This is a genomic window from Bacillus sp. 2175 (assembly GCF_057812155.1).
In genome coordinates, this window is the sequence record NZ_JBSZSU010000011.1 from 81,488 (window position 1) to 95,071 (window position 13,584).

The window sequence follows — 13,584 nt, forward strand, 5'->3', positions numbered from 1 at the left end:
TCATATCAGAAATTAATCGCTTCTATGAATTGATATTTTTACAGCGCTTATATGCTTCATATCTTGCTATTCCTGGTCCGTCAGTGCAAGAATACAAAATTTATTTCGATATGTAAGAATGCATATTATTTCTCTTGGATGTTATGATATACTCTCTTTGTGAGCTGATACGATATTTCTTTAGATTGGAAAACTAAAACCTCATTAACCCAAGTTGGGGGCGCCATTTGGCGTCTTTTTTTAGTTTTGCTCCATAGGCATTTAGCTTAGATATTGAAGTAACCCCAAAACAAAAAATAAGCTGCCCATTTGGAAAACTTATGTACATCATTTTCGAATGCGGGAGTTCCATCTTTCAACACTAACCTATTAAATAGGGTTAGATGTATAAACTATATTAGTATCGGAATACTCTCGACTTGGGGTTACCGTAAATGCTTTCTCCTAATCATCCATATCGATAAATGACTTACTTCTGATCAATTTACCTTTGTAGTTCTTCGTTTAAAAGGAGCTAGTTTTACATACGATAAAGCACTAAAAAAACTGTGCACAAAAACCTGCATGGTAACAAGTTTTTGGCACAGTTCTATTATTTAATCCCTTTCATAAGTACCTGAATCTTTGGAGCCATGAAATATAAAATAACACTTAAAACAATGGATACTCCGCCAATTACACCGAAATAAATAATCTCTGTTTCAGGATTATATAATCGAACAAGCTGCGCATTGATAGCTTGTGCAGATGCACTGGTTAAGAACCATAGACTCATTGTTTGAGCAGAGAACGCTGCTGGAGCTAGTTTTGTAGTAATAGATAAACCTACAGGTGATAAACAAAGTTCCCCGATTACGACTAGAAGAAAACTAATGACTAACCAAATTGGGCTAACAAGGGATTCGGTACCATGGATATATGCAGGAATAATCATCACTAAGAATGATAAACCAGCAAATAATAAACCGATAGCAAATTTATTTGCTGTACTTGGTTGGCGTGAATTCAGCTTTACCCAAAGCCAAGCAAATACTGGTGCTAGTAAAACAATATAAATAGGGTTTAAAGATTGGAACCATGAAGACTGAACCTCCAATCCTGCAAAGTTTAACTGCGTACGTTGATCAGCATAACTAGCTAAGATGATTGCTCCCTGCTCTTGAATCGCCCAAAACATTGTAGCAGCGATAAATAGTGGTATGTAAGCAATTAAGCGAGATTTTTCAACTTCTGTCGTCTTTGGACTACGGTACATAAAGACAAAGTAGCCTGTTGGAATTAGAATACCTAAGATACTTACAAGTAAAGTAAATCGATCAATCGTTAAAATACCTGTTGGAATTGTTAACACACCAACTAGTGCAATTGCGATAATACCAATACTAAACTGTATAAGGACCTTTTTTCTTTCCTTGTCTGTTAAAGGATTTGGTACTTGCGTTCCTGCTAATCCTAGATTTTTCTTTTTCGTAAGAACATACATAATTAATCCAAATAACATACCAATTGCAGCCACACCAAAACCTAAGTGAAAGTTATACTTTTGACCGAGTGTTCCAATCACAAACGGAGATAATAGAGCCCCTAAATTAATACCCATATAGAAAATACTGAAACCTGAGTCACGTCTAGTGTCTGTTTCGCTATATAAATCACCAACAATACTAGATACATTCGGTTTTAATAACCCTGTTCCAAGTATTAAAAATACCATTGAGATAAATAATGTACTAACCGTGCCTGGTAGAGCTAAGATGAGATGACCAATCATTATTAAAACGCCACCCCAAAATATTGTTCTACTTGAACCTAATAGGCGGTCAGCAATCCACCCACCAATAATGCCAGACATGTAAACTAACGAACCATAGATAGCCATAATGGATGCAGCTGTGGCGTGATCCATCCCTAAGCCACCTTTAGAAATGGAATAGTACATATAGTAAAGTAATATTGCTCTCATTCCATAGTAAGAAAATCGCTCCCAAAATTCTGTAAAGAATAGGGTAAATAGCCCTTTTGGATGTCCAAAGAAACCATTTTGTGGAACGGTGCGAATGATATCGCTTTTGTTAAGCTTCTCCATACAAATACACTCCTAATATACAAATATAATAATTCATTTTTAAGTATATACCAAAAAATAGAAAATTTAAATAAATTTTTATTTGTGTAATAATTAGATTTTTGAGAAAAAACTAATTTATGTGTTGTTTTCGATGATAATTTTATGTAAATTATATAATATATATATAATAATTCTGATAGTGATATTGTACAAATATAAATACAAATATAGGAGGATTTATATATTGGCAATGAAAGCAGTTACGATAGAAGAAATTTATCAAGAAATATTGGATGGCAAAAGGAAACGATTCCCTCCAAATACTTGGAAAGAAGATTTGGATAATAAACTCGCCCGCAGAGTAATCACATATTTATTACACAGTATCTTAAAATGGGATAAGGAAGACATCATGTAAATGTCAAGATAAACATGTACATTTTCGCTTGTTTAAGCATGTACAAAATCAATCATTTTCTTTGCTAAAATGATCTTTAATTCGATAGGATTGTCCTACAATACTGACCACCGTGGCATGATGTAAGACACGATCTAGTATGGCATTGGCGAGTTTAGGGTCCTGGAATACTTCGTCCCAAGACTTGAAGTTGATATTGGTCGTTAGGATGGTACTACGCTTTTCATAACGCATATCGATTAATTGAAAGAATAATTTTGCATCCTCCGGATCAATAGGCAAGTACCCAATTTCATCAATAATAAGTAATTTGTATTTTGTATAGTGCTTTAAACGAGATTCTAGGCGATTCTCAATCTTGGCACGTTTTAAATTTTGAAGTAAATCATGACATTTAATAAAATAAGTACTTGTTCGCTTTTTAGCTGCTGCTATACCAATAGACGTGGCCAAATGGGTCTTACCAACACCACTAGGTCCTAAAAATACTATGTTTTCTTGTTGCTCTAAGAAACGTAGAGAAATAAAATCTAAGATTTGTTGTTTATTAATACTCGGCTGGAATTCGAAATCAAACTCATCAACCTCCTTTCTATGAGGAAATGCGCCCATTTTCACCATAGAATGAATCATATTTTGTTCTCGTACATCAATCTCATAGTTTGTCAGTTTAACAAGTGTCTCTACGAAGGATAATTCATTATTAATGCTAAAATCGACTACGTCACCTAAATGTTGTGCCATTTGTTTTAATTTTAAATACTCTAGGTTTGTTGTTAATTGTTGATAGCTATTCTTCATTTCTATATACCTCACCAATTACTGATAAATTTTGTTTCGCCAAATTGTCAATGTTCGGATATTTAGGTAGTGACTTAGCCAATGCTTTTTTATAATGTTCTTCTTTATAATTGAGCTTAGATTGGCTGATTTTATGTTGTACAATTAACTTCATGTTATGATAAACATATATTTGATTATCATATACTTGTAAACCGACGGTTTTACCTTGATATTCAGCTGGAACTGAGTATTGATTCGATTTGTAAGATATCATGCCTGATGTATTAACTTTTACAAGTTTATGCTTAATCATATAGGAATCTCTTATCGCGCTCTTCGGGAGTGGTTGTAGGAGATTCTTTTCCTGTTTTAGGGCAAACACTGGAATCTTACCAGTCCCTTGATGAAATGTTTGATTAATTCTTGCACATAATTTTTGCACAAATTCATGTAATTCTTCAAAAGTGAATCTTCCTTGATAAGCATGAATTTCGTCTAGAAGTTTCATTGGCGCTTCTACTTTCCCTTTGGTATTTGGTCGCCCTGCGATACAAGGTTGTACCTTAAATCCAAAATCTTGAGCGAATTGGGCAAACTTATTGTTAATCGTTCCTGTAAAGTGTTCTGTTCGAGCTTCATCCATTACCGTCTTCATATTATCCGTGACAATTACCTTCGGTACACCACCAAACATTTCAAATGCCTCTGTCATAAATGACATTAAAACACTTTGTGATTTTGAAATATTCAAATGAAAAACTTTAAATCTCGAGTAGGACAATAAAAGTACAGCTACATTCACATATACGATTTCGCCACTTTTGGTTTCAAATCGTATGCTTTCTTTCCAATCTAATTGAGCTTGTTCTCCTGGAGGTGTCTCATAACGGACACCCACTGAATGACCTGATAAAATACGCTTCCCCTCATCAAAATATGTTCTAAATTCAGGCTTTCTATTAATATAAGCACGAAATGCAGACTGTGAACATTTTAAACCGTGATTGTCTGTTAGATACTGCCATAACACTCGTTTGTAGTAGAAGATTTGTTTAGAATCACTAGATAAAAGAGCTGCAATCACTTCATAATATGTATCGATTTTCGATGTTTTATTTTTTGTCCCTTTTGGTGTAAAACCATTCAAATACTTATCTATGGTACGCCGATCCACATTCAATTCTCTGGCTAATTGACTTTTATTTATCTTCATTTTTAAGTTCCCCATTAGTTTTTTAAAATTTGGTAAGTCTGAAAGACTTTTAACCTCAAATTCTGTTTGAATATCTAGCTTAATATACATACTAACCACCTCAGAGTCAGTATGGAGAATCCAATTGAAAATGTACATATTTATTCAAGCGTTAATGTACATATTTAAGTTAGCATTTATAGACATCAGAAAAAAATGGAACACTCAATTACTTGTAAAGTATAAATTACGAGGATTACTCAAACATAGATACGAAAATAGCCCTTTTAAAGCAATAAATGATTTATACCCAAGTGAGTTTAAAGAATGGGAGTTTGGTATGACTCCTTTAAATTTTTGGACGAAAGAAAAGGCATTAACGATTTTGAGATGGATGATTGAAGAAAAAAAAGGGTTATCGAACGAAAAGCTCTTACGCGTATACGGCAAAAAATGGTTGGAGAAAAACAAACTTAGTGCCCCTCTGGCTATGTACTGGAATAGTAGTCCGTTTGCAATGATTAACGATTTGTACCCTAGTCGTTTTAAAGAATGGGAATTTCTCATGACGCCCAATAACTTCTGGACAAAAGAAAAAGCATTAGAAGCATTGAAATGGACCATTGAAGAAAAAGAAAAATTAACACCCGAACAAATACTGGATGTATACAGTATAAAGTGGCTAAAGACTCACAGATTAGCGTCTCCATGTCAATTAATGTGGGGAAATAGTCCATTTAAAATGATAAACGACTTATATCCAGGTCGCTTTAAAGAATGGGAATTTAAAGTTACACCAGTTGGCTATTGGTCCAAATGTAAAGCACTAGAAGCATTAAGATGGACCATTGAAGAGAAAGAAAAACTGGATGAAAAACAGCTATTAAACGTATTTAATCAACGATGGCTCATAAATCAAAAATTACGGACACCCTTACAACGCTATTGGAAAGGAAGCCCCTACGGGATGCTTATTGCTTTATATCCAAATCGTTTTTCTAAAGGTATGTTAAAAGGGTATTGTAATAATTAAAGTGGAAATGTAAGTATGCAGAGACGCCCTTTGGTGTCTCTTTTTGAAATCCTATGTAAGTACATTCTTATGTGCCTATCGCTTTATTTATCGAAGAAAGTGAACCTGTTATATTATTTCCCAATCCATCTCGTCAAAGCCATACCAAGAAACCCAGCGCCCATCCCTATCATCCACCCAGTTTTGGCGCCCCCAAACATAGATCCCACTCCCGCGCCAAGAAACGTACAGCCCACGAATACTATCCCCCGATGCCCCAGTTCGGTCGTTCCATACTTCATCCCCACCCTTTCTTTACAACATATACTATATGCAAGCTAAAATTTCTAGCTTATGAACTGTTCATTTTCTCGACCATAACTATATGTTTCATATCCATTACTTACAGGTCCAAATGTCATTTTTACATCAATGCGTTACTTAACTTCATTGGTTACTTTTTTTCATCTTATAGAAGATTATTTCTCAACACATAACACATGGAATTATATTACCAGTAATGGTAATATAAAGGTACCTTCAATTGTTAACTGTTGTTCCCTTTTTGAAAGTCCTGTCAAAAGACAGGACTTTTTAAATTTACTTCCTACTAATTTGGCTTTTTCGTTAATATCCTTTCACCTTGTATTTATTTGTTTTGTTATCTTTCCTTAACAACAAATAAGACGTCGCCAAAATCAAGGCAGCGCCTACTATAATTCCTATACATTTAATCAAAATCATTTATCCTCACATTATTTATTTCTTTGCTTCCATACCCTATTCTCTTTACGAAAAGTATTCTTTCCATTCATGAAGTCAGCTGTATTACCAGGAATGCTATATTTCTTATTCTTTTTCTTAGACTTCTTCTTCAGCCTTTTCTCTTCTTGGATAGCTTGCAAATCCGCCTTCCATTGTTTCAACAAATCCTTTTCACGTCGCATCGAATTTGTACCCCTTGGTTTAAAATGTGAACCAGATAATTAGATTCTACCTATTCATATGGATATCCTCTAATCCAATGTACCAAGTTATGTTTTTCTTTTTAAATAGACCAACAATATATTAAAATATTCTATATATCCAAGGAGGTTTGTCATGCTCAACTTTCATAAAGAATTACCCCTATTAGGATTCTTTTTGTTTTTATACAGTTTTATTGGTATCATCTTTTTATTACTATTCCTGAGCGTGTAGTAACAATGCAATGCGTATACATATATGTTTAATGTGTAAATTCTATAAAAGAAGTAAAAAGCACCTCTGCTGGATGATTAATATATACTATATATTAATTAGGAGAAAACATTTGGTATAATATAAGTGCTTTATTATATGTGTTTTCTTCAAAACGTCTTAGGAGGAAAACAGTTTTTTATTTTTTCAATAGTACTTACTAACTATTTCTGTTAATATTTAGTTACCGATATGTGTATCAACCGGCCTGTGCTTCTGTACGGGCTTTTTTGATGCTTTTATGCTTCGTAATACCCAGGAACCTGTCTTAGTATTCGGGAATTCTACTAGATTCCCGAATACTAAGACAAACAAAAGCCTGCCCTATTAACTCTATAAAGACACCATTGCAAACATAATCCCTTATAGCTTCTATAGATTCTCAACTTTTTCATAATATTTATGAGAGTTTTTTTATATTCATATTTCTGTAACATCTTTATATAACGTTTTAATATATTATGTGTTAAACTTAAAACATTCCAAGAAGTCCTTTACTTTTAGAATCGACAATTCTTCAATACCCTTAGTCTTGCCCTGCATCCCCTGCAGGGCTTTTATCATTTAGCTAGAATTGATAAAGCCTTTTGTAGATTTCTTCAACCTTATCTGTGCTGTTATTTATATCTCTAGCTCTTAAATTCTTTGTGAGCCACAAGATTTTCTTCCGTTCATATTCATTTCTCTGCTATTTATCCGTTATTTTCCATCCTTAATAATCCGTTTATTGATGCGTTCAATAACTTTATCCTTAGTTAGATTTTCAATAATAACCTCTATTTTCCTAAAATTCAATCAAATCTTTATAAATTTCTAATGAGTATTAATTGATAGGAATACCACAGCATAAAATGGAATTTATTCTCAAAAGTTATTAATTATTCTATCTGTCAAACTATTAGTTTATCTCTTCTTCATATTTTAATTGTCTTTTGACCACGATCAAACGAATAAAATACACAAGTAGGTAAGGAGCATTAATATGATTATACAAGAAAAATTATCTTTTTCAGATCTAGATTCATTAGATTCAACTACAGACTCCATAATGGATGCGTTTAAAGATCTTTATGGAATACTTCCTGACGAAATTGCATTAAATAATGAGACGTTTCCAATTCATAATAAGCCTGCTATTACTGAACGTTATGGTCATGCTTGTTATAAAATGCTGGGCCCTTTTATATTTCGAGATCTTGAAGAACCTTCAATAAATGAAATAACCCTAAAGGAACAATTTGTATATAATCCTAATAATGAAGAAAAAGAGATTGTAGTGATAATAAAAGAACAATGGGTCAATATACAATCTTGGAGTTCGAAATCTATTACAGGTTTAACTTTAAAATCAGATCTTATTATTGCAGGTAAATTTCAATCGGGTAATGAATTTAATATTTCAACTTTTGCAGGAGAAAGTAATTCAAAATCAATTCATACCTCTCCTTCAATTGAACATTCTATTAAAGTACCTCCAAATAGTAAAATGAAAATTGCAATGATAGGAACATTAATTACTGAGGTTCTACATTTCCAATCAATTATAACAGTACAAGGCATGTTTGGTGCATGTTTTCCACGTATGGTTCGTGGACATTATGTTGGGTTTAAAAGCGCCGGTCACATCCTAAATAAAACGTTTGGAATAATTGAAGGATCCATTAACAATACAGCAATTCAGGATATTGAAATAAATATTAAAGGGATAGAACCTTATTCCTATAAACAAAAAGTGATCAAGTAGTAAAGTTGCAAAGCAAAAAAATATACTGTTTTTTGATTCTATATCATATATAGATCATTAGAATAAGGAAAATGAAAAATCTATGGCTAACAGTACTTCAAAATCATTGAATGGGGGAAAATCAATTGTCAAACAAAAATGAGTTAAGTTTTTTCATTATTAGATTAGTATTAGGGTTAACTTTTTTTGCACATGGACTCATAAAATTTCAAGATGGTATTCATAATACAGAAAATTTCTTCAACAGCCTAGGAATATTCGATTGGCTTGCATATCCAGTAGCAATTCTTGAACTAGTGGGTGGAATTTTAGTTATTCTGGGGCTTGGTACACGAATTATTTCAACCTTATTTTCTTTACTTATAGCCGGTGCCATTATTACTGTGAAATTTGATCAAGGATTTATAGGAGGGTATGAATTTGATTTATTATTATTGGCTGTTTCTTTATTTTTTGTAGTAAATAACAGCCAATCTATTTCATTAGATAAATTCCTATCGAATCGTAATAATAAACAACAACAAACTCTATAAACATAAAGTTTCTCCTCAACACGTAAATCTTTATTTTGTGAAGAAGCTTATTTATATGAATTACTCAATTTAGATCCGAAAAAAGTAAAAAGAATCCCTTATATTTTGAAAAAGTTTTTTCAAAATATAAGGGATTTATAATTTATTTTTAAATTATTGTATAAAAGAACTTCAACTTTTGGTTACATAAATACCTTCTTATCTTTTTTAAAACGCTCTGTATGCATTTTCTCAGTTGTTAATACCACTTTCTGTGGAATCTTATATAATGGTAGTTTATCTTTACAGAACTCTCTTAATCGCTTTCTAAATTCACTTACACTTTCATTTGTACTTAATTTAACCACAGCCTTAACCATTTGCCCTGTGATTGCATTTTTTTCACCAACAACAGCAACCTCCTTTACTCCATCCATTAGCTGTATTACATTTTCAACTTCAGCTGGAAATACTTTTTCTCCGCCAATATTTATAATCTCTGATTTTCTTCCTAAAATTTTAATATAATCTCCATCTACTTCCACCATATCTCCTGTCATAAGCCAGCCATCTTGAGTAAATGGACTTGGAGCATTAATATAACCAATCATTGTAGACATTGATTTGATCTGCAACATTCCATCCACTACTCTTGATTCAATATTCTTATCGCTTAGTTTGATCCACAATGAATCATTCGATTTAGATTGTGAATATAAAACTCCATATTCTGACAAACCATACATTTGTGTAATTTTAACATGAGGGAATATTTCGTTTATTTTACTTAGTGTAGCCTCAGGCATAACTTCTGATCCATAAGAAATGGTCTGCAAACTATTTAAATTATACTTTTTATAAACCTCACTCAGTATAAGTAGATTTATAAAAGTTGGTGATGCGGGTAAAGCTTGTACTTGATGTTTCTCAATCATGTTACATACTCGATTAGGGGTACGATCATCAATAATTACCAAACACCCTGAGCTGGAAATGATTTGGAATAGAGTATTAACTCCTCCAATGTGATCAAATAACATAAATGGTATAACACGTTTTGCACTCCTTGCGACACTGTACTTCTTTTGAAGTAATGTAAAATCATGTACAATTGCTTTACTACTTCCGGTTGTACCAGATGAAAACAATACTAATCCTGGATGTTTTAACTTTTTCAGTTGTAATAATAAATCATTTTGAATGTAATCCCTTTGTATATTGATTATTTCAAAGCCTCCCCTTTCAACTTTAATTACATTTTCTAATTCAACTATTTCATAGTATTCTTTCTTCTTACTGTCAACCAATGAATTTAATATCGGTACTACAGTACATCCTAATTCAATAAGTGCTAAAAACATTGCTATAGAGTATGGAGAATAATCCGCTTCCAAAGAGACTATTGTATAATCCATCTTTCTATGTTCATTTAACTCCCTTGTATAAATCTTTATTTGATTTAGAAACCACTCATATGTGTAAGTTTTATCCTCCCAAACTATAGCTTCGCATTCTTTATTCATTTCAAATCTTTCAAATAAAAAATCAATATGCATACCTAACCTCCTTTTAAATTTTCTCCTTTAATTTTTTGTTATGTTAGTGATTTTAATTGTTCCTGGCATTCTAAAATATACGCAACTAATGTTTCTATTGTTTTAAATGGGCTATTATGTTGTGACATTGTATCTAAATTCACCAAATCAACTGATAAACCCAATTCATCTTCTAAGCCTTGTTCAATACTTACCAATAAAGATACCAGCCCTAACGAATCTAAATACCCCTCCCAATCATAAAGATGTGCTTTCAAGCCTTTTTCAAGGTCAATTTTATTTTCAAGATTTTCATTCACTTCTTCAACACAGCACAATACGATTTGAATAACCTTTTCTTTATTTGTATCTTCCAAGTAAATACACTCCTTTTTATAAATCATCTTTTTACTATGAAGATTTCCTTCCGGCAATTGTAGTAGTATATAACATGAACACTAAATACACTTATTCTTCTACTAATAAAGTTTGTAAGTATACGTAGTAGCCTTCTCTACTTCTCTTAATTATCTTTTCCCTATTAAGACTGAAGACTATAATTATGTTGCAGAAGAAATAAAATATTTTCATGTAAGACACACTCTCTATTAATAATATCCATCATTATCAAATTAAAAGATTCGAGATCACTTAAGTTACTATCTTTTTTTAATAATTTAATATGTGCAATCTTATATAGTCTTTCCCATAATTGTTTTATATCCATTAACTCACTAGTAATATTAATAAATTTATCTTTAAATAACTCGTTCATGTCTATAAGTAAGTCATATAAAAAATATCTACTCCATCTCATATCAAATAAACATTTCAAATACAAAGGAAACATATTTCTTTGTTTATAAAAATCTTCATTTATATTTTCTTTAAGTTCAAGAGCTGCAATCTTACCAAAATAATATATCTTATTGTTTTTTTGTATAATTAAACCTCGAACATACTCACTGGATATTTTTTTTAGTGTTCTCAAAAAAACATCTTTAAGATTTTCCATGCTTATTTTTTCCTGTATAATCACATCAATTGATGAGTAAGATGAAATTCTTTCTATACCTTTTGCTTGAGCCAATTCAGGTATAGCTTTTCCTCCTTTCCAAAAAGAATGGAACTCCTCCATTGATATCTCACCCATAAATTTATTAGGAACTGGATCTTGAACAAATACTCTATCTTCTGTAAGTTTGTTAATTGCGAGGTAATGGTCTGTAACATATTTATCTGTATGGACGTCTATATGACTTTTTATAAATTTGGGGTTCAAATAATCATTACTATATGGTAGAAAAAAGGTGCTTCCTAAGGCAATAAATACTTCTTGACGATTCAAACATTCTTTTATATACTGAAGCCCTTTTTCGAAATTAGAATATACATGTTTCTCCATACGAAATGTTTGATTATATTCTAACAACTGTGTATATCTTGCTACAGAAGGTACCGATGTGATAGTATCCATACGATATGCTGGTATACTATATAACTCTTCATTCGCTATTAAACTCATGTAACTAATGCTACCCATACTTTTTAATTTATCGTGAAGAATTGGGATATAGCATGAATAATAATAAGGGACATCAAAAGTTGGAATTAATTCTTTCATTTTCACTACAGCACTCACCCCATATTTATTTTTTTTACAGCCCTATCCAGTTCTCAACAGTATAATTCAACTGTAAGTCCTTAGTAGCTTTAAATTTTCTATTTGGAATAGGTTGTCCTAATTTATCCACTTCAAAGAGCCTAAATCCTCTTGAAAACTTAAACCTGCATGCAAGGTCCCTTGGCACTTTAAAATTCCCTGCAAAACGATTTTTTTCTATTCTATCTAGTATCATGCCTACACTCATATAAATTCGTTCACCAACTGGTGTATTTTCAGGTACTTCGACTATTACAGAAACATCTACAAATTCTGATAATGTTTCTATTACCTTATATTTTTTAGGTATTCCTTTTACACCTTGTGTCACAAAGGTAACTTCGGCTTCTCCTATTTTCTTAGGTATAATTGTTCCATCCCCCATAACCTCTAACACATCTGGGTTATCAACTAAAAATACACCATCTAAAACACTCATTTCAAAACCACTATCGTACGTAACAATTGGATTAATTTTCACTTTCATTCCAGTTAATCCAACTACATCTCGACCATCTAATGTAACATTAACTATATTACCAACATCTCCAAAGAAATATATTAATGGTAGATGCATACGTTCTCCCCAGTCTTTCTCAAAATGTGCACCATTTGGATCCTGATAAAAAATTAAATCATCTCTATATTTATAACCATTTTCCAATAAAGTTTCTGCAATATCCCTCACATGTTTTACCAAGAAAAAACCTTCCGCACTACCTATATCCATCCATATTTTCAAGTCTTTTTTTCCTTCATACATTTCATATAATTTTAATTCCGAATGATCATCTTCAACTTTCACAAAGAATGGAGATAACATCCCAATTTTCCCAAACACTTCAGGATTGCGGAAACCAATATTATAAGTTGATAAACCACCTGCTGATGACCCTATTAGAGCAGTGTTTTCAGTATTAGTCAATGTTCTAAAATTTTCATCAATGTAAGGTTTCACCTCATTGATTATAAATTTTTCATATAATAAACCTGAGCATTCTATATGTTTATCTGGTGAAATGAAATGACAAAACTCATTATTTTCTATGATTCTTTTATGTGCTATACCTACTATTATTATCTCTTGAATTTTACCTTCATAAATTAGCATATCAGTCGTTTTGTGGACATTCCATGATTCATCATTTTTTACTACTGGTTCAAACAAGCGCTGCCCAGCATGCATATATAATACAGGATACTTTTGGTACGAATTACTTTCATAACCAGGTGGCAAATATATAAATAGTTTCCTACTATTCTCAAGTATTTCAGAATGAAAATTTTCAATCGTAATCACTTTAGAAGCTCGTTCCATAGTAACCTCCAATTTTCTATTTTTCACTTTCATTAATACAGTTCTTTTCTAGTTTTTTCTTTAAAACCGTATCCTTTATTAACTTTTAATAGAATTTTTC

12 protein-coding genes and 1 pseudogene are annotated in these 13,584 nt (G+C 31.9%); 4 read left to right on the forward strand and 9 right to left on the reverse strand.

Features of this window, described 5'->3' with window-relative positions:
* Positions 1-592 precede the first annotated feature (592 nt).
* Positions 593-2,086 carry a peptide MFS transporter gene (locus tag ACXKY9_RS30940; protein WP_016090634.1) on the reverse strand — a complete coding sequence of 498 codons (1,494 nt, stop codon included), beginning with the start codon at positions 2,084-2,086 and terminating at the stop codon, positions 593-595.
* A gap of 133 nt (positions 2,087-2,219) precedes the next feature.
* On the opposite strand from ACXKY9_RS30940, the pseudogene ACXKY9_RS30945 reads away from it, so the two are divergent.
* Positions 2,220-2,480 (forward strand): annotated as a pseudogene (locus tag ACXKY9_RS30945) (DUF4046 domain-containing protein); the annotation flags it as partial.
* Between the two features lie 54 nt (positions 2,481-2,534).
* Here the strand turns inward: ACXKY9_RS30945 and istB are convergent.
* Both istB and istA read right to left on the reverse strand, forming a co-directional pair.
* Entirely contained in the window at positions 2,535-3,287 is a 753-nt protein-coding gene (gene istB / locus ACXKY9_RS30950; protein WP_000798699.1) for an IS21-like element IS232 family helper ATPase IstB, read from the reverse strand.
* Entirely contained in the window at positions 3,277-4,572 is a 1,296-nt protein-coding gene (gene istA, locus ACXKY9_RS30955; RefSeq protein WP_000275580.1) for an IS21-like element IS232 family transposase, read from the reverse strand. Before istA ends, istB begins: the two co-directional genes overlap by 11 nt.
* Before the next feature lie 40 nt (positions 4,573-4,612).
* On the opposite strand from istA, the gene ACXKY9_RS30960 reads away from it, so the two are divergent.
* Positions 4,613-5,494 carry a DUF4046 domain-containing protein gene (locus ACXKY9_RS30960; protein ID WP_228410197.1) on the forward strand — a complete coding sequence of 294 codons (882 nt, stop codon included), beginning with the start codon at positions 4,613-4,615 and terminating at the stop codon, positions 5,492-5,494.
* A gap of 113 nt (positions 5,495-5,607) precedes the next feature.
* Here ACXKY9_RS30960 and ACXKY9_RS30965 read toward each other — a convergent pair whose 3' ends face one another.
* Positions 5,608-5,730, reverse strand: coding sequence for a hypothetical protein (locus ACXKY9_RS30965; RefSeq protein WP_002063117.1), 123 nt, complete (start codon positions 5,728-5,730; stop codon positions 5,608-5,610).
* Between the two features lie 498 nt (positions 5,731-6,228).
* On the reverse strand, positions 6,229-6,420 hold the full coding sequence (locus tag ACXKY9_RS30970; RefSeq protein ID WP_016090630.1) for a hypothetical protein: 192 nt from the start codon (positions 6,418-6,420) through the stop codon (positions 6,229-6,231).
* Positions 6,421-7,694: 1,274 nt separating this feature from the next.
* Between ACXKY9_RS30970 and ACXKY9_RS30975 the strand changes: the two genes are divergently transcribed.
* Together ACXKY9_RS30975 and ACXKY9_RS30980 are read left to right on the forward strand one after the other, a co-directional pair.
* Entirely contained in the window at positions 7,695-8,456 is a 762-nt protein-coding gene (locus ACXKY9_RS30975; protein WP_016090629.1) for a hypothetical protein, read from the forward strand.
* 125 nt (positions 8,457-8,581) lie between these two features.
* Entirely contained in the window at positions 8,582-8,989 is a 408-nt protein-coding gene (locus ACXKY9_RS30980) for a DoxX family protein (RefSeq protein WP_016090628.1), read from the forward strand.
* A gap of 182 nt (positions 8,990-9,171) precedes the next feature.
* Here the strand turns inward: ACXKY9_RS30980 and ACXKY9_RS30985 are convergent, their stop codons facing one another.
* From ACXKY9_RS30985 to ACXKY9_RS31000, 4 genes are all read right to left on the reverse strand, one after another.
* Entirely contained in the window at positions 9,172-10,524 is a 1,353-nt protein-coding gene (locus ACXKY9_RS30985) for an ANL family adenylate-forming protein (protein ID WP_016090627.1), read from the reverse strand.
* Between the two features lie 38 nt (positions 10,525-10,562).
* Positions 10,563-10,880 carry a hypothetical protein gene (locus ACXKY9_RS30990; protein ID WP_016090626.1) on the reverse strand — a complete coding sequence of 106 codons (318 nt, stop codon included), beginning with the start codon at positions 10,878-10,880 and terminating at the stop codon, positions 10,563-10,565.
* Between the two features lie 164 nt (positions 10,881-11,044).
* Positions 11,045-12,133 (reverse strand): cysteine peptidase family C39 domain-containing protein, encoded by a 1,089-nt coding sequence (locus ACXKY9_RS30995; RefSeq protein WP_016090625.1) that lies wholly within the window; start codon positions 12,131-12,133, stop codon positions 11,045-11,047.
* Positions 12,134-12,161: 28 nt separating this feature from the next.
* A complete protein-coding gene (locus ACXKY9_RS31000) occupies positions 12,162-13,484 on the reverse strand; it encodes an alpha/beta hydrolase (protein WP_016090624.1) in 1,323 nt (440 codons plus the stop codon).
* Positions 13,485-13,584 lie beyond the last annotated feature (100 nt).